This window comes from Streptomyces sp. NBC_01214 (genome assembly GCF_026340975.1).
In the GTDB taxonomy this organism is placed as follows: Bacteria; Actinomycetota; Actinomycetes; order Streptomycetales; family Streptomycetaceae; genus Streptomyces.
In genome coordinates this window covers 846,012-861,877 of sequence record NZ_JAPEOS010000002.1, presented here as the reverse complement: position 1 = coordinate 861,877, position 15,866 = coordinate 846,012, and the positions used below count along the sequence as shown (strand labels likewise).

Annotated in this window: 15 protein-coding genes; 3 read left to right on the top strand and 12 right to left on the bottom strand. The window is 73.0% G+C overall.

Translation table 11 applies throughout. The features are described 5' to 3' along the window. Nucleotide 1: 1 nt before the first annotated feature. From moeZ to OG594_RS28875, 12 genes are all read right to left on the bottom strand, one after another. On the bottom strand, nucleotides 2-1,180 hold the full coding sequence (gene moeZ, locus OG594_RS28925) for an adenylyltransferase/sulfurtransferase MoeZ (RefSeq protein ID WP_150259112.1): 1,179 nt from the start codon (nucleotides 1,178-1,180) through the stop codon (nucleotides 2-4). An 84-nt stretch (nucleotides 1,181-1,264) separates the two neighbouring features. Then, the gene (locus OG594_RS28920) at nucleotides 1,265-2,020 is read right to left on the bottom strand and encodes a spherulation-specific family 4 protein (RefSeq protein ID WP_266604660.1); all 756 of its coding nucleotides are present in this window, start codon (nucleotides 2,018-2,020) and stop codon (nucleotides 1,265-1,267) included. Next, nucleotides 2,008-3,018 carry an NAD-dependent epimerase/dehydratase gene (locus OG594_RS28915; protein WP_266604658.1) on the bottom strand — a complete coding sequence of 337 codons (1,011 nt, stop codon included), beginning with the start codon at nucleotides 3,016-3,018 and terminating at the stop codon, nucleotides 2,008-2,010. The genes OG594_RS28920 and OG594_RS28915 overlap by 13 nt, the downstream gene beginning before the upstream one ends. 135 nt (nucleotides 3,019-3,153) lie before the next feature. Continuing rightward, the gene (locus OG594_RS28910) at nucleotides 3,154-3,933 is read right to left on the bottom strand and encodes a hypothetical protein (RefSeq protein WP_266604656.1); all 780 of its coding nucleotides are present in this window, start codon (nucleotides 3,931-3,933) and stop codon (nucleotides 3,154-3,156) included. A gap of 203 nt (nucleotides 3,934-4,136) precedes the next feature. Further along, nucleotides 4,137-5,756 carry a GT4 family glycosyltransferase PelF gene (gene pelF / locus OG594_RS28905; RefSeq protein WP_266606613.1) on the bottom strand — a complete coding sequence of 540 codons (1,620 nt, stop codon included), beginning with the start codon at nucleotides 5,754-5,756 and terminating at the stop codon, nucleotides 4,137-4,139. Nucleotides 5,757-6,029: 273 nt separating this feature from the next. Continuing rightward, the gene (locus tag OG594_RS28900; RefSeq protein WP_266604654.1) at nucleotides 6,030-7,742 is read right to left on the bottom strand and encodes an ABC transporter ATP-binding protein; all 1,713 of its coding nucleotides are present in this window, start codon (nucleotides 7,740-7,742) and stop codon (nucleotides 6,030-6,032) included. Then, nucleotides 7,739-8,731, bottom strand: a complete 993-nt coding sequence (locus OG594_RS28895; protein ID WP_266604652.1) for an ABC transporter permease — start codon at nucleotides 8,729-8,731, stop codon at nucleotides 7,739-7,741. The genes OG594_RS28900 and OG594_RS28895 overlap by 4 nt, the downstream gene beginning before the upstream one ends. Then, the gene (locus OG594_RS28890; RefSeq protein ID WP_266604650.1) at nucleotides 8,728-9,726 is read right to left on the bottom strand and encodes an ABC transporter permease; all 999 of its coding nucleotides are present in this window, start codon (nucleotides 9,724-9,726) and stop codon (nucleotides 8,728-8,730) included. The genes OG594_RS28895 and OG594_RS28890 overlap by 4 nt, the downstream gene beginning before the upstream one ends. Next, on the bottom strand, nucleotides 9,723-11,471 hold the full coding sequence (locus OG594_RS28885) for an ABC transporter substrate-binding protein (protein WP_266604648.1): 1,749 nt from the start codon (nucleotides 11,469-11,471) through the stop codon (nucleotides 9,723-9,725). Before OG594_RS28885 ends, OG594_RS28890 begins: the two co-directional genes overlap by 4 nt. Nucleotides 11,472-11,643: 172 nt before the next feature. Further along, a complete protein-coding gene (locus OG594_RS47170) occupies nucleotides 11,644-11,739 on the bottom strand; it encodes an Ms4533A family Cys-rich leader peptide (RefSeq protein WP_323185344.1) in 96 nt (31 codons plus the stop codon). Nucleotides 11,740-11,821: 82 nt separating this feature from the next. Continuing rightward, complete coding sequence (locus tag OG594_RS28880) at nucleotides 11,822-13,246, bottom strand: DUF3152 domain-containing protein (protein ID WP_266604646.1); 1,425 nt, start codon at nucleotides 13,244-13,246, stop codon at nucleotides 11,822-11,824. A gap of 5 nt (nucleotides 13,247-13,251) precedes the next feature. Further along, entirely contained in the window at nucleotides 13,252-14,247 is a 996-nt protein-coding gene (locus tag OG594_RS28875) for an alpha/beta fold hydrolase (RefSeq protein WP_266604644.1), read from the bottom strand. Between the two features lie 133 nt (nucleotides 14,248-14,380). Here OG594_RS28875 and OG594_RS28870 point away from each other — a divergent pair, with 133 nt between their 5' ends. From OG594_RS28870 to OG594_RS28860, 3 genes are all read left to right on the top strand, one after another. Next, complete coding sequence (locus OG594_RS28870; protein ID WP_266604642.1) at nucleotides 14,381-14,596, top strand: hypothetical protein; 216 nt, start codon at nucleotides 14,381-14,383, stop codon at nucleotides 14,594-14,596. Between the two features lie 172 nt (nucleotides 14,597-14,768). After that, complete coding sequence (locus OG594_RS28865) at nucleotides 14,769-15,407, top strand: TetR/AcrR family transcriptional regulator (protein ID WP_030011335.1); 639 nt, start codon at nucleotides 14,769-14,771, stop codon at nucleotides 15,405-15,407. A 144-nt stretch (nucleotides 15,408-15,551) separates the two neighbouring features. Further along, complete coding sequence (locus OG594_RS28860) at nucleotides 15,552-15,779, top strand: DUF3107 domain-containing protein (RefSeq protein ID WP_030011334.1); 228 nt, start codon at nucleotides 15,552-15,554, stop codon at nucleotides 15,777-15,779. The last annotated feature ends 87 nt before the right edge of the window (nucleotides 15,780-15,866 follow it).

Genomic DNA, 15,866 nt, shown 5'->3' with positions numbered 1-15,866 from the left:
CCTAGTAGACCGGCTTCTCGGGCTCGATCTGGTGGACCCAGCCGATCACGCCGCCGCCGACGTGCACCGCGTCCGCGAAGCCCGCGGACTTCAGGACCGCGAGGACTTCCGCACTGCGGACACCCGTCTTGCAGTGCAGGACGATGCGCTTGTCCTGCGGCAGGTCCTGGAGGGCGGTGCCCATCAGGAACTCGCCCTTGGGGATCAGCTTCGCGCCGGGGATCGAGACGATCTCGTACTCGTTGACCTCGCGGACGTCGATGATCTCGATGGGCTCGTCGGTGTCGATCCACTCCTTGAGCTGCTTGGGAGTGATCGTCGAACCGGCGGCCGCCTCCTGGGCCTCCTCCGACACGACGCCGCAGAAGGCCTCGTAGTCGATGAGCTCGGTGACGGTTGCGTTCGGACCGCAGACCGCGCAGTCGGGGTCCTTGCGGACCTTGACCTGGCGGTACTGCATCTCCAGGGCGTCGTAGATCATCAGGCGGCCGACGAGCGGCTCGCCGACGCCCGTGAGGACCTTGATGGCCTCGGTGACCTGGATCGACCCGATGGACGCGCAGAGCACGCCCAGCACGCCGCCCTCGGCGCAGCTCGGGACCATGCCCGGCGGCGGGGGCTCCGGGTAGAGGCAGCGGTAGCAGGGGCCGTGCTCGGACCAGAAGACCGAGGCCTGGCCGTCGAAGCGGTAGATCGAGCCCCACACGTACGGCTTGTTCAGCAGCACGCAGGCGTCGTTCACCAGGTAGCGCGTGGCGAAGTTGTCCGTGCCGTCGACGATGAGGTCGTACTGGCTGAAGATCTCCATCACGTTCTCGGCTTCGAGCCGCTCTTCGTGAAGGACCACGTTCACGTACGGGTTGATGCCCAGCACGCTGTCGCGGGCCGACTCGGCCTTGGAACGGCCGATGTCCGCCTGGCTGTGGATGATCTGGCGCTGCAGGTTCGACTCGTCGACCTCGTCGAACTCCACGATGCCCAGCGTGCCGACGCCGGCCGCGGCCAGGTACATGAGGGCGGGCGAACCGAGACCGCCGGCACCCACGGCCAGCACCTTGGCGTTCTTCAGGCGCTTCTGGCCGTCCATCCCGACGTCCGGGATGATCAGGTGCCGCGAATACCGACGGACCTCGTCAACGGTGAGCTCAGCTGCTGGCTCGACCAGCGGTGGCAGCGACACGGGCACTCCGAAGATGGGAGCATCCCCGCAGGTGCAGGGAGCAAACTGATGGTTGTTCTCCCAGTAACACTGCCACGCCCGTCTTCATTCCAAGACACCTGTCCCGACCCTTGAGACGATTTCGTCCCAGTACGCGGGCATGGAGGCCCAGGGGTCGCTGCCGCGCGTCCCGAGCCGGTCGGTGAACCAGATCGTGCCCGCCCCCTGCCAGCGGGCGATCCTCATCGCCTCCTCCAGATGCGCCCGCGGCACCCCGTGGACAAGGTGGCAGAAGCGCTCCGCCGGATGGTCCGCGGTCCACTCGGCCACCTGCGACCAGCGGTAGTCGGACCAGGCCCCGGAGAAGGTGACCAGCTGGTCCGCGGCCTCGGCGTAGCCCTCGTACGGGTGCGTGCCGTGCCCGAGCACGATCCGCAGGTCCTCGCCGAGGCCCCGCAGGGTGTCCACGACCCGGCTCACCGAGGCGAACTCCGCCTTGCCGGCCGGGGTCCCGGCCAGGTAGAAACCGCCGACCCCGTACCAGTCGCGGAAGCGGTGGGCATCGGAGACCAGCTCCCCGAAGGACCGCGCTCCGTCTCGCATCGCGAGATGACCGAGGATCATGCCGCCCGCGCGACGCAGCTTGGCGGCCGCTTCCGTGCAGTGCGGATCGGGCCGCCCGCCCGGGCCGTCCGCCACGTTCAGCACGGCCCAGTGCAGCGGGGTGCCGGGGCGGGTCAGTTCGGCCCACTCGACGGGGGCGAGCAGCGGGTGCGCGTAACCGGGGATGCCGAGACCGAGGCGGCCGGCCCCGGTCGCGGCGGCGGTCACGGCCCCGGGCGGCGTCGTCAGATGCGGCACGCCGCCTCCATCCAGATGTCCGCGAGGGATTCCTCCAGGTTGATCCGGGGCCGCCAGCCGAGCCGGTCGCGCGCGGTACGGACGTCCGCCTGCTGCCAGGCCCCGCACCCGTCCGGGTACGGGTACGGCTGGGGGGCCACGGCAGTCATCTGCTCGGTGGTGGCCTCGGAGCGGGGCGAGCCGATGGCGGCGAGTCCGGCCGGGCGGCCGGGGTGCCCGTGCCCCTGCTGGGGGCCGCCGTGCGGGACGTCCAGCTCGTGCAGGGCGCCTCCGTACCCGGCGACGCGGGCGAGGACCGCGGCCGCGTCGCGCAGCCGGACCGCGCGGCCGGTGCCGATGTTGACCACGCCCTGGGCGGCGGACAGCGAGGCGGCGTGCACGGCCCGCGCCACGTCCCGTACGTCCACGAAGTCGCGCTGCACGCCGAGCCCGCTGAGCTTCAGCTCGCCGTCGCCCGCCTGCATGGCGCGGCGCATGGCCTCGGCGAGCCGGCCGAGCGGGGATCCGGCGGGGGTGCCGGGGCCGACGGGCGAGAAGATCCGCAGGACGACGGCGTCGAGTCCGGAGCCCAGGACCAGCTCGGTGGCGGCCAGTTTGCTCACCCCGTACGGTCCACCCGGTCTCGGGACGGCGTCCTCGGCCGTGGACGATCCGGGCTGACTGGGCCCGTACTCGGCGGCGCAGCCGAGCTGCACCAGCCGGGCCCCGCAGCCGCTGCGGCGCAGCGACTCGCAGATCGTCGCGACGGCGACGGTGTTGTGCCGGGTGAGTTCCCGGGCGCCGCCCCGGGTCGCTCCGGCGCAGTTGATGACGACGCCCGGGTGGACGGCGTCGAGGAAGCGGGTGAGCGCGCCGGGGCTGCCGGTGGCGAGGTCGAAGCGGACGTCGGCGTCGTCGCCGCGGCCGAGCGCGGTGAGCTGGACGGCGGGGTCGGCGAGCAGCCGGTCGGCGACGTAGCGGCCGAGGTATCCGTTGGCTCCGATCAGCAGCACCCTCATCGCGTGACCCCTTGGTTGGTTGGCTGGCCGGTCATGTCTGTGTCTCCTTGCGGACGGATGGACGGATGGGTGGGGCGGGGTACGGGTAGAGCGCTTCGGCGTCGGCTCCGAAGGTCTGGGGACGTCCCGGGGACGTCAGGGCCGCGCATGCGCGCAGGCGCGGGCCAGGGCGAGCACGGCGTGTACGAGGAGTCCGGCCGCGGCGGCGAGGAGCGCCGCCGGAACGGGGACCAGCGCGAGGGCGAGGGCCGCGCCGACGGGCGCGCGGTGGGCTCCGTGCCGCAGCAGGAGCCGGGTCAGGAAGAGCAGCAGGGCGAGGGGCACGGCCACCGGGAGCGGCGTTCCGGCGAGCACGGCGGCCGCGGCGGCGGCCCCGGTGAACAGGGCGACGGCCGCCAGCAACAGCGGACGCACCCGGTCGGCGAAGTCCTCCAGGGCCCGGCTCCCGTCGAGCCGGGACCGCGCCCCGGCGGCGAAGGCGACGGCGACCAGGTGCCCGGGGACGACGGCCAGCGCGAGACCGACGGCGAGGGCGGCGCCGTGCCGGTACACGGCCCATCCGGCGACGGCCGCGGCCAATGCGTGCGCCACGTAGGGGAACCGGCCCCCGGCCGCCCGCCCCGGCCACACCAGGGCGGTGGCGACGGCGACCACGGCGGCGGCCCCGGCCCACGCCTGCCCGGCGGCGGCCGCGGCGCAGGCGAGGGCGGCGGGCAGCAGCGCGTAGCCGAAGCCGCGGAACGCAGCGGGGCCGGCCGGGACCGGGGCGGGCGCGGCGGCGGTGACCTCCTCGTGGGGGCTGCGCGCGTACAGCTCCTCGGCGAGCGAGAAGACGTCCCGGTGCCGGAACCGTGCGGCGGTGCGGTCGGTGATGCCGTGGGCTTCCAGCCCGGCGGCGATCTCCAGCGGGTCCACGGCGCGCTCGCACAGCTCTCGGTGCCGGTGCAGCAGGGCCTTGACGGGGTCCCCGCCGGCCCGCCGCCGAGCCGGCGGCGCGGCCGGTTCAGCCCCGCCGGGGGCAATTCCAGCCTTGCCGGCGTTTGAGGGTAACGCCGGCGGGGCTGAATTTGGCAGGGCTGAAGGTGCTGGCGGAGTGGTGATGCGGGGGTCGGCGGTGGTCATACGGCGGCCTCCGGGGACGGTTCCGGGGCGGGAGCCCAGGTCGGGCTGGTCCAGTGGCCGGGCACCCGGGCCTCCGGGGGCCGGGCGAAGGGGACCTCGCCGTCCGGCCGCACGGAGCCCTTGGCCAGCATCCGCAGGTAGATCTCCTGGAAGGCGGCCACGTTCTGCTCGACGGTGAAGAGCTCCAGGGCCCGCGCCCGGGCGGCGGCGCCGAGCCGCTGCGCCCGCTCGGGGTCCTGCAGCAGGGACAGGCAGGCTTCGGCGAGCGCCCGCGGATTGCGCGGCGGGACGACGAGCCCGGTGCCCCCGATGACCTCGCGGACCGCGCCCACGTCGGTGGAGACGGTGGCGCGCCCGCAGAGCATCGCCTCGGCGAGGGTGACCGGGAAGCCCTCGATCACGGAGGACAGGACGACGACGCGCCCGGCGCCGTACGCCTCGGCCGCGGTGGGGACTTCGGGTCCGCCGATCTCCTCGAAGGTGACCGGGTTCTCCCCGACGGTGACCGAGTCGGCGGCCTCGTCGGGGAAGAGCTGGGCGGCCAGGGAACGGCAGTCGGCGAGGTAGCCGGGGACCGTGGCCGTGGCGAAGATCCGCAGCCGGGTGCCGGGCGCGGCGCGGCGGACCTCGGCGAAGGCGTGCAGCAGGGCGATGAGGTCCTTGGCGGGCTCCATCCGGCCGACCCACACCAGGGTGTCGGGGTCCCCGTGGTCGGCGGCCTCGCCGACGGTGGCGAATCGGTCCGCCTCCATCCCGGGGTAGACGGTCCGCAGGCGTTCCCGGGTGGCCCCGCACCGCTCCTGCCAGCGCCGGGCGTGCGCGTTCCCGGGGGTCAGGAAGTCGGCCCGGGCGTAGATCTCGGTGGCCAGCCGTAGCTGGAAGGCCGCGAGCAGGGCCCGTACGGCGGGGCGGGTCTCCGGCTCGCCGCGGGTGCCGAGCTGGGCCAGGTAGTGGGCCCGGAGCTGGACCCCGTACTCGGTGACCAGCAGCGGGACCCCGAAGAAGCGTTTGGCCAGGAGTCCGGGGAGCGCGGCCGCGCCGCCCGCGGCCGCGTGGCAGATGTCGACGTCGCCGAGACCGCCCCCGGCCCGGGCGTCCTCCCCGTACCAGTCCAGGGACAACGGCCGTAGCATGACCTCCAGTTCGTCCACGAACTCCAGCAGGTCGGCCACCTGCACGGCCTGTACGGTGCGCGCGGCGCCCGGCGCCCGGCAGGCGGACTCCAGGGCCCGCACCGCGGACTCGGAGCGCAGGGCCGCGTACATCCCGCCCTGTTCGCGGGCGAGTCCGGCGAGCCCGTACAGCCCGGTCGCGAAGGGCTGCTCCGCACCGGCGCAGATCCCGTGGACCAGCTCCTCGAAGCAGTCCACGAACCGTCGGCGCTCCCGCCGGGAGTAGGTCCGCCCGTCGTCGGCGGGGGCCCACAGGGGGGCCGTCCGGACCCGGGTGACGTGCTCGGGCAGTGGCACCCGGGCGCGTTCCTGCTCGGCGCTGCGGCTCAGTGCGTAGATCTCGAACTCGTGCTGCGGGAGACCGCGCACGAGCCGGTCGCACCACAGCCTCGCCTCTCCCGTCGCATACGGATAACCACCTTCGGTGAGCAGTCCGATCCGCACGAGTCGCACCCCCGATCTCCCGTTCAGGCGGTCGCCGTTCGGTCGGGCGACCCGCTGCGGGAGAACTCAAGCGGATATGCCGAAGGCGCGACGGACGGTTGTCCGTCGCGCCACCGGAAGGGGTGAAGAGTCGTAACTTTCCCGTACGGTTCGCGTTCGAGCACGCTAGAAGTACAGCCTCGGAACCGGCCCGGACGGGACCGCTCCCCGGACCGTTCCCGGGACCGCCGCCGCCCAGCACCCGCCACCCGGCACCGGGCACCCGGCACCCGACTACGCGAAGACCTCCTGCCGCGTTCTGCGGCGGCCGGCCGCCAGCGCGGGGTCCAGGGCCGGTACGGCGGCCAGCAGCTGCCGGGTGTAGGGGTGGGCCGGGCGGTCGTAGACCTCGTCCACCGGACCCTCCTCGACGATCTCCCCGGCCCGCATGACGGCCACCCGGTCGCTGACCTGCCGGACCACCGCCAGGTCGTGCGCGATGAAGACCAGCGCGATGCCCAGCTCCCGCTGGAGCTCCGCCAACAGGGCGGTGACCTGCGCCTGGGTGGTCACGTCGAGGGCGGAGACCGGCTCGTCGCAGACGATCAGCCGGGGCCGGGGCGCGAGCGCCCGCGCGATGCCCACCCGCTGGCGCTGGCCGCCGCTGAACTCGTGCGGGTAGCGGTCGTAGTGCTCGGCCTCCAGCCCGACGCGTTGCAGCAGCTCCTCCACCCGGGCCCGGACGACCGCCCCGTCCCGCTCCCCGGCCGCGCGCAGCGGGTCGGCGATGGACTCGCCGACGGAACGGCGCGGGTTGAGGGAGGACACCGGGTCCTGGAAGACCATCTGCACCCCGCTCGCGATGCCGGTGACCGGGACGCCGTCCCGGCGCACCTGCCCGGAGCCGGGCTCCAGCAGTCCGACGAGCATCCGCCCGAGCGTGCTCTTGCCGGAGCCGCTCTCGCCGACGATCCCGAGGGTCTCCCCGGCGTGCACGGCGAGGGACACCCCGGCGACGGCGGCGACCTTGCGCCGACCCCGCCCGAACTCCCGCCGCAGAGAGAAAGCCTCGACGACGGGCGGCCCCTCCGCCAATTCCGACCCCCCATCCAGCCCCGCCGGCGTCACTCCCAGCCCCGCCGGGGACCCTTCCAGCCCCGCCGGCGTTTGAGGCGCGGGGTCCGGGGCGGAGCCCCGGGAACGGCGCGGCGCGTCCAGCCTCGGTACGGCGGCCAGCAGCGCACGCGTGTACGGCTCTGCCGGTGCGGCCAGCACCGAAGCCACCGGACCCCGCTCGACGGCGTAGCCACCCCGCATGACCAGCACCTCGTCCACGCTCTCCGCCGCCACCCCCACGTCGTGGGTGACCAGCAGCAGCCCGAGCCCGCGCTCCTCGCGCAGCCCGTGCAGCAGGTCGAGGATCTGGGCCTGGACGGTGACGTCCAGCGCGGTGGTCGGCTCGTCGGCGATCAGCAGCTGCGGCTCGCACGCCAACGCCATGGCGATGAGGGCCCGTTGCCGCATGCCGCCGCTGAACTCGTGCGGCCGCGCGCGGGAGCGGCGTACCGCGTCCGGGATGCCCACCCGGTCGAGCACCTCGACGGCGCGGGCCCGGGCGGCCCGCCGGGAGACGTCCGCGTGGATCCGGTGGACCTCGGCGATCTGGTCGCCGATGGCGTAGTACGGGTCCAGGGAGCTCAGCGGGTCCTGGAAGACCATGGCGGCGGTCCCGCCGCGCAACCGGCGCAGTTCGGCCGCCGAGGCCGTGGCCACGTCCGTGCCGCCGACCCGGACGGTGCCGCCGAGGCGGGCGCCCGTACCGCGGTGCAGCCCCAGCAGGGCCGCGGCGACGGTGGACTTGCCGCTGCCCGACTCGCCCACGACGCCCAGGGCCCGGCCCGCCTCCAGGGTGAAGGAGACCCCGGCCACGGCCCGTACGTGCTCCCCCGCCCCGCCGACCGGGAAGTCGACGACGAGGTCGGTGACCTCCACCAGTGAGTGCGTCATGCGAGGGTCACCCTTCGGTCCGCGGCGGCGTACAGCAGGTCGGCGATCGCGCCCGCGAGGACCACGGCCGTGCCGATCGCGAGGACGACGCCGACGACGACGGGCAGGTCCACGACCCGTACGCCGTCGATGAGGGTCTTGCCGAGGCCGGGGATCCCGAACAGCGACTCCGTCAGCACCGCGCCGCCGATCATCGTGCCGAAGTCCACGGCGCTGAGCGCGATCACGGGGGCCACGGCGCCGCGCAGCGCGTGCCGCGTGACCACGGCCCGCTCCCCCACCCCGTAGGCGCGGAAGGTCCGGATGTGGTCCTCGGCGAGCGTCTCCAGGGTCGAACTGCGCGTGAGGCGGGCGTACTTGGCGCTCTCGAAGAAGCCGAGGGTCACCCACGGCAGGAGCAGGTTCCAGGCCCACTGCTCGGGGTCCTCGGTCAGCGGCACGTACGTCGGGAACGGCAGCCACTGGAGGTAGGCGCAGACGGTCATGAGCAGCAGCAGCCCGAGGATGAAGACGGGGGTGCCGGTCCCGGCGAGGGTCAGGACGGTCAGGGCCCGCTCGGTGATCCCGCCGCGGCGCAGCGCGGACAGCAGTCCGGTGCCGACGCCGACCACCAGCCAGATCGCCAGCGCGCCCAGGGCCAGGGACAAGGTGGCGGGCAGCCGGTCCAGGATCAGCCCGGTGACCTGCTGGTCGTTCTGGTACGAGAAGCCCAGGCAGGGCGCGTCGCAGTGCAGGATGAGCCCGGCGCCGCCGGAGTAGTCCCGGCCGGCCAGCAGTCCCTGGAGGAAGTGCAGGTACTGGGTGGGGGCGGACTCGTTCAGCCCGAGCTGTTCGCGGACCTGGGCGATCTGCGCCGGGTTGCAGCGCTCTCCGCAGGCCAGGCGCGCCGGGTCGCCGGGGGCGAGGTAGAAGAGGGCGTAGACGATCACGGACAGGGTGAGCAGCACGAGCAGTGCGCCGCCGGTCCGTTTGAGCACGAAGCGGGTCACGCCGTGCGCTCCTTTCTGGTGCCGACCCGCAGGCGGGAGCCTTCGCGCGGGTCGAGGGCCGTGCGGACGGCGTCGCCCAGCACGGTGGAGGCGAGCACGGTGACGAAGAGCAGCCCGGCGGGGAGCAGGACGTAGGCCGGGTCGGCGCGGAACCAGGTCTGCGCGCTGGAGAGCATCTGCCCCCAGGAGGGCGTGGGCGGTTTGACGCCGACGCCGAGGAAGGACAGCGAGGCCTCGGCCACGATGGCGGTGGGCACCTTGATCGCTGCGTAGGTGATGACGGGCGCGGCCAGCGAGGGCAGCAGTTCGCGGCGGGCGATGCCGAACGTGCCCCGGCCCGAGAGGCGGGCGGCGTCGACGAAGTCGAGGCCGCGCAGGGCGAGGGCCTGGGCGCGGACCATCCGGGCGGTGCCGCCCCAGTCGAGCAGTCCGATGATGAGGATCAGCAGCAGCGGGCGCGGGAAGTCGGGCGGGACGACGGCGGTGAGGGCGATGCCGATCACCAGCATCGGCAGCGCGATCATCACGTCGGTGAACCGGCCGATGAGCTGGCCCGCGAACCGGCCGCCGAGCGCGGCGGCGAGTCCGACGCAGACACCGACGAGCGTTTGCACGACGACGGCGCCGAGGGCGACGAGCAGCGAGATCCGCCCCCCGTACAGCAGCCGGGTCAGCAGGTCGCGGCCGGTGCCCGGCTCGACGCCGAGCCAGTGGTCGGCGGAGATCCCGCCGAAGGAGCCGAGCGGTACCCCGCCGCGCGCGGAGTCCACGAGGTCGTCGTGGTACGCGTTCGGGTCCTGGCCGGTGAGCTGGGCGACCAGTGGTGCGGCGAGGGCGAGGAGGACGAGCAGGGCGATGACCCCGGCGGCCGCGAGGGCCGCGGGCCGGCGGCGCAGGCGCCGCCAGACCTGGCGCGCGGTGCCCGCGCCCGGGGCGGGGGCCCCGGGCGCGGGCGCCGACTGCTGCGCCGCCGACTGCTTGAGGGCGACGCTCACTTGACGGAGACCTGCGAGACGTCGAGGACGCCGGTCCAGTCGCTGATCACGACGTTCTTGATGTCCTTGCCGACGAGCCGCTTGTAGACCGGGTGGAAGAGCGGCACGTCCAGGGCCTGCTCACCGATCTTCTTGTCGAGTGCGCCCCAGCGCTTGCCGGCCGCCGCGAGGTCGGTCAGCTTGGCGATCTCGTCGATCTCGGCGTTCACGGCAGGGTCGTTGAGCTGGGCGTGGTTGTAGTTGGAGCCGTTGGTGACGATCTGCCGGCCGTCGAAGATCGGCGCGAGGAAGGGGGCGCCGGACGGCCAGTCGGCGCCCCAGCGGGAGAGGAAGAAGCCGGGGGTGTTCTGGGCGTCCCAGCGCTTCTCGTTGAAGGCGTTGTTCTCCAGGCCCTCCAGCTTGACGGTGATCCCGGCGGCGGCGAGGGCCTGCTGCACGGCGGTGGCGACCTCGGGGCTGGTCTGGCGGTTCTGCGCGGTGGAGTGGGTCAGCGTGACGGTGAGGCCGTCGGGGAAGCCCGCCTCCGCCAGCAGCTGCTTGGCCTTGGCCGGGTCGCCGGTCTTGCCCGCCGGGAAGTGGTCGTACGGGGTGAAGCCGAAGGCCTCGCGCTCGGGCAGGAAGGTGGTGGCCGGTTCGGCGAGCGCGGACCCGCCGGCGGCGTTGATCACGCTGGTGCGGTTGATCGCGTGGGAGATGGCCTGGCGCACCTTCGGGTTGTCGAAGGGGGCCACCTTCGGGTTGAAGGCCAGGTAGTTGACGTAGCCGAAGTGGCCGGTGCCGACGCGGCCCGCGAGCTCCTTGTTGTCGCCGATCTGGGCGAGTTCGGCAGGTCCCAGGTTGGTGTCGGTGGTGACGGCGGCGGCGTCGGGGCCGGAGCTTGTGGTCAGGCGCTGGTTGATGACGGCGGCGTCCAGACCGGAGCGGACGTCGATCTTGTCCGGGTAGGCCTTGCGCTCCTCGTCGGTCTTCTCGTCCCAGTGCTCGTTGCGCTCCAGGGTGAGGTGCTCGCCGTCGTTGTCGTTCTTGACGACCTTGTACGGGCCGGAGGAGACGGGGTGCTCCTCGTACTTGACCCCGGTGTCCTTGGCCTTGGGAACGGGCGCGAACTGGGTCTGCGTGGCGACGAAGGGGAACTCGCCCTCGGGCTTGCGGAGTTTGAAGACGATCGTCTTCGGGTCGGGCACGACGATCGAGTCGAGCCCCTTGCCGCCGTCCTTGTACGGGCCTTCGTACGCCTCCCCGCCGACCAGCCAGTCCCGCAGGTACGGGGCGCCGCCGGACAGTTCGGCGGCGAAGGACCGCTCGATGCCGTACTTGATGTCGGCGCTGGTGATCGGGGAGCCGTCCTCGTACTTCAGCCCGTCCTTGAGCGTGTACGTCCACTCGGTGGCGTCGGCGTTGGGCCTTCCGGTGTCGGTGGCCAGGTCGGGCACGACCTTGGTGCCGGCCGCGCCGTCCTCGCGGTTGCGGGTGGTCAGCGTGCGGAAGACCAGCGAGGGAACGTTTCCGCCGCCCGAGGTGTAGAGCCGGGCCGGGTCGAAGTCGCTCTGCGGCTCGGAGTTGAGGACGGTCAGGGTGCCGCCGCTCTGCGGCGCGCCCGCGGCGCCCGGCTTGTCGCCCGAACCGGCCATACCCGCAGCGTCCTCGGGGCCGCAGGCCACGGCGCCCCCGGCCAGGACGAGGCTGACGGTGACGGCGGCCACACGGCGCGCTATGAGATGACGGTCGGGTCCGGCGGAAGACATGGGTGTGTTGACCTCTCGGCGTGAAGGAAGGGCGGAAGGGCCACGCGAGGGGCAGCGGTCGACAGCGGTGCCGATGGGGTACCGGAGCATGAAGGAGCCGCGCCTGCGGGCGTGCGTACGCCCGGGCGCGGCGAAGGAACTCGAAAAGTGTCGCGGCGCTTGCGGGCAGGCGTCAGCGACAGAGGATGTCGGCCACGCTGTGCGCGGTCACACCAAGCAGCGCCAGCTCAATGGCGGCGCTCGCGGTCATGGTGTGGTGGTGCGACATGCGGAGAACGATCGCCGATGATCGGACGGGTTGTCAACGCGGATCCCCGCCCGACCACCGGGCGGGGCCGCGGCCCCCTCGGTCAACTGTCCGGGAACACCCAGGGGTTGGGCTTGCACTGGATGCCGTCGATGTTCAGGGACTTGGTCTGTTGCTGCATGATCGGCGCGAGCGCGCCGGGTGTGCGGCAGTTCACGTGGTCCTTCCCGAGCCGGTGTCCGACCTCGTGGTTGATGAGCATCTGCCGGTAGATGAACATCTGGTCCGGTCCGTACGTCGCGGAGCCCTGCGCCCAGCGGAACGCGTTGATCATCACCCGCTCGGTGCGCGCGGAGTCGCAGGAGACGTTGTCGACGGTGATGTCCAGGTCGGACTTGTCGCACCAGACGCCGGTGGTCCCGGGACTGGCCAGGGTGATCACGAAGTCCGCCTGGCCGCCCGGTACCCGCTCGAAGGTCCGCTCACCGTTGTGGGCCCAGCTGCGCGGGTCGTTGAGGGTGCGGTGGACGGCCTCGGCGAAGAGCTGCGGGTCCATGCCGAGGCCCTGCTCGACGTCGACCCGGTAGCGCACGAGCTTGCCCTTGCCGGGGGCCTTGGCCACACCGGGCACGGTGTCGAAGGTCCCGGGTCCGGCGAGTTTCGGGTCGATCGGCAGCTGCTGGGCCATCTTCTGCTCGTAGGTCAGCTCCGGCGCTGCGGCGGACGGCGCCGCGGGCGCGGCCGCCGCCGGGGGCGTCGCGCGGTCGTCCGAACGGGAGGCGGCCGCGTCGGTCCGGCTGCCGTCGGAGGCGGCCCGCGCAGCCGACTTCGCGTCGTCCCCGTCCGAGGCCATCTGGCCGGCGACGACGACGGCGAGGACGGTCGTGACGGCCACGGCGGCGATGCCGGTGTACGTACGGACCTTCCGGCCGCGGCCGGAGCCGGTCGGCTCGAGGGCGGGATCCACCGGGTCCACGGGATCGACCGGACCGGCCGGATCCGCCGGATCAGCCGCGGTCACGGGACCGACGGGACCGACAGGACCGACCGGGTCCACCGGCTTGCGCGGCCCGGGCACCCGGCGGGGCGAACCGGTGGAGGTGAAGGGGTCGAAGTCGGGGTCGGGGTCGAATGCGGCCGGCGGCACCACGGTGACCTGCGGGAAGCCCACCGCGGGGGTGCCGAAGGCCGGGGTGCCGGAATCCAGGTGGGCAGCGGGTGCCGGTGCGGCCGGCGCGGTGGCGGTGTCCTCGTACGGGCGCCGCACCCCGTGCCAGTCCCCGTACACGGAGTCGGGGCGGGCCCCCCAGGCGTCGCCGGACTCGTACTGCTGGGGGTGGCCCCCGGTCCGGGCGTCGGCGAAGGACCGGTCCTGGGACACGTACCCCTGGTGGGTGACGGTCGGTTCGGGCCAGGGCGCGGCGGTCGGTTCCTCGTAGGGCAGCGGCTCCGGCTGCGGCCGGACGGGTGCCGCAGCGGCGGCCGGAGCCGGAGCTGGGGCAGGGCCCTTGCGACTATGTCGTCCCACGGTCCTCAGCCTCTGCCGTCTTCGATGTATCGGTCACTCTCGCCCGTTCCGGTGTCGCTCAGCAGCTCGCGGAAGGCTGCGGCCACCGCGTCGGGGTGCTCCATCATCGCCACGTGTCCGGCCTCGGGCATGCACAGCAGCCGCGAACCGCGGAAGGCCGCGGCCGCCTTGTGCGCCATGCGGTACGAGACCAGTTGGTCACGGCCACCGTAGACCAGCAACGAGGGTGCGAGTACCCGCTGCGCCTGCCGCCACAGTCCGTGCTGGCCACCGAGGGTGTAGGCGTCGACGATGCCGCGCGAGGAGCGCGTCATCGCCTCCCAGAAGTACGGCAGGGCCATCCGCCGCTCCATCTCCTCCACGGCGTTGCGGAATCCCTCGGGCGTCACCCGGGAGGGGTCCCCGTAACAGAGCTCCGTCACTCCGCGGGTGCGCTGCTCGGCGCTGAGCCCCTGCGCCAGCCGGCCGAAGAGCGCGGCCACCCCGGGCACGGCGAGCAGCGCGGTCGGCACGGCCGATCTCTGCACGCGCAGCTCGGGCAGGGCGGGCGAGACCAGGGTCAGGGTGCGCACCAGGTCGGGCCGGACGGCCGCGACGCGGGTGGAGACGGCGCCGCCGAGGGAGTTGCCGAACAGGTGGACCGGGCCGCGCCCGGCGGCGTCGAGGTGCCGGATGACGGCGCGGGCGAAAGCGGTGACGGAGTAGTCCCGGTCGGCGGGTGGTGGGGACCAGCCGAAGCCCGGCAGGTCGACGGCCTCGCCGTCGACGGTGTCGGCCAGCCGCGCCATCAGCTCCGACCAGTTCTGCGAGGAACCGCCGAGTCCGTGCACGAACAGAGCGGGCGGCAGTCCCGTGCGCAGGGGCGGGCGGACCCGGACGGCCAGTTCCAAGCCGGGCAGCACGGCGGTGCGCAGCTGCTCCCCTTCGGCCACGCGAGCGGCTCCCGCCTGGGAGGACGGCTCGGCGGTGGACCGCAGGCCCGGCAGCTCGGTCGAAGACATGCGGGCAATGTTACGAGACGATCACGTTCCTCTTCCTGTGTTCGCCGTCACAGACACGGGCCGGATCCATATAGCGGTGCCTCCGCGATCCTCCTAGGCTCGTAAGTGAGCACAAGGAAGCGAGGGGAGCGGCATGACTGTCGACCCTGCGGAGCCGGACACCTTCCGGGAGCAGTTTCCGGAATCCCTCGATCCTGAGGCGCCCGAGGCGGATGTGGCGGAGCAGCTCGCCGATCTCCGGCCGGACGAGGACGACCCGATCACCACGCGCGCGGTGGACGGGGTCACGGACGGCGATGCCGTCGAGCAGGCGCGGGTGGTGCCGCTGGACGAGGACGACTACCGCTGAACCACAGCTGACCGAGCACCGACCAAACCGCTGATCAAACCGCTGACCAGCGCCTCCGGGCCGTCCGTACCGCGAGAAAACTCGGCTTGAACCCTCCAGATTCGGTTACCGAAAAGTACGATGGCGGCGCGGCGCAGAGCGCACTGTGTTCTTAGAGAAAGTGGGAGGCGGCGTGACAGCCATCGAGCAGACCGAGGCAGCGCGTCCGCGGGGCACGCGACTGCCGCGCCGAGCCCGGCGCAACCAGCTGCTGGGCGCGGCCCAGGAGGTGTTCGTCGCGCAGGGGTACCACGCGGCGGCCATGGACGACATCGCCGAGCGGGCCGGCGTGAGCAAGCCGGTGCTGTACCAGCACTTCCCCGGCAAGCTCGACCTGTACCTGGCCCTGCTGGACCAGCACTGCGAGGCCCTGTTGCTGGCCGTGCGCACCGCCCTCGCGTCGACGACGGACAACAAGCTGCGCGTGGCGGCCACGATGGACGCCTACTTCGCGTACGTGGAGGAGGAGGGCGGCGCCTTCCGGCTGGTCTTCGAGTCCGACCTGACGAACGAGCCGGCGGTGCGCGAGCGCGTCGACCGCGTCTCGCTCCAGTGCGCCGAGGCCATCTCCGACGTCATCGCCGAGGACACCGGCCTGTCCAAGGACGAGTCGATGCTGCTGGCCGTGGGCCTGGGCGGGGTCTCGCAGGTCGTGGCCCGCTACTGGCTCTCCAGCGAGAGCCCGGTCGCCCGCGAGACGGCGGTCGGCCTGCTGACCTCGCTCGCCTGGCGCGGTATCGCCGGCTTCCCGCTGCACGGCACGGAGTCCTGAGGGGCCGCCTTCGGGGAGCACTCGTCGGCCGCTGTTCGCTGCGAGCGTGTCCGCTCTGCGCGGTCCGCGTCCCCTCACCGGGCTAATGTGGACCGCGTACGGCGCGGCTGATCGCGCGAACCGGATCGTCGGAGGGACAAAGCCGTGGAGGTCAAGATCGGCGTGCAGCACGCACCCCGGGAGATCGTGCTGGAGAGCGACCTGAGCGCCGAGGAGCTGGAGAGCATCGTCACCGCCGCTCTGTCCGGCACCGCGCCGCTGCTGAGCCTCACCGACAACAAGGGCCGCAAGGTCCTGGTGCCGTCCGACCGCCTGTCGTATGTCGACCTGGGCGAGCCGAGCGTGCGCAAGGTGGGCTTCGGCGCGCTCTGAAGAACTGTTGGAAACGGCCCGGTGGTTGATCCCACCGGGCCGTTTCTGTTTCTTCCGCTTCGGGTAGGACCGCAGTGACCCGGTTTG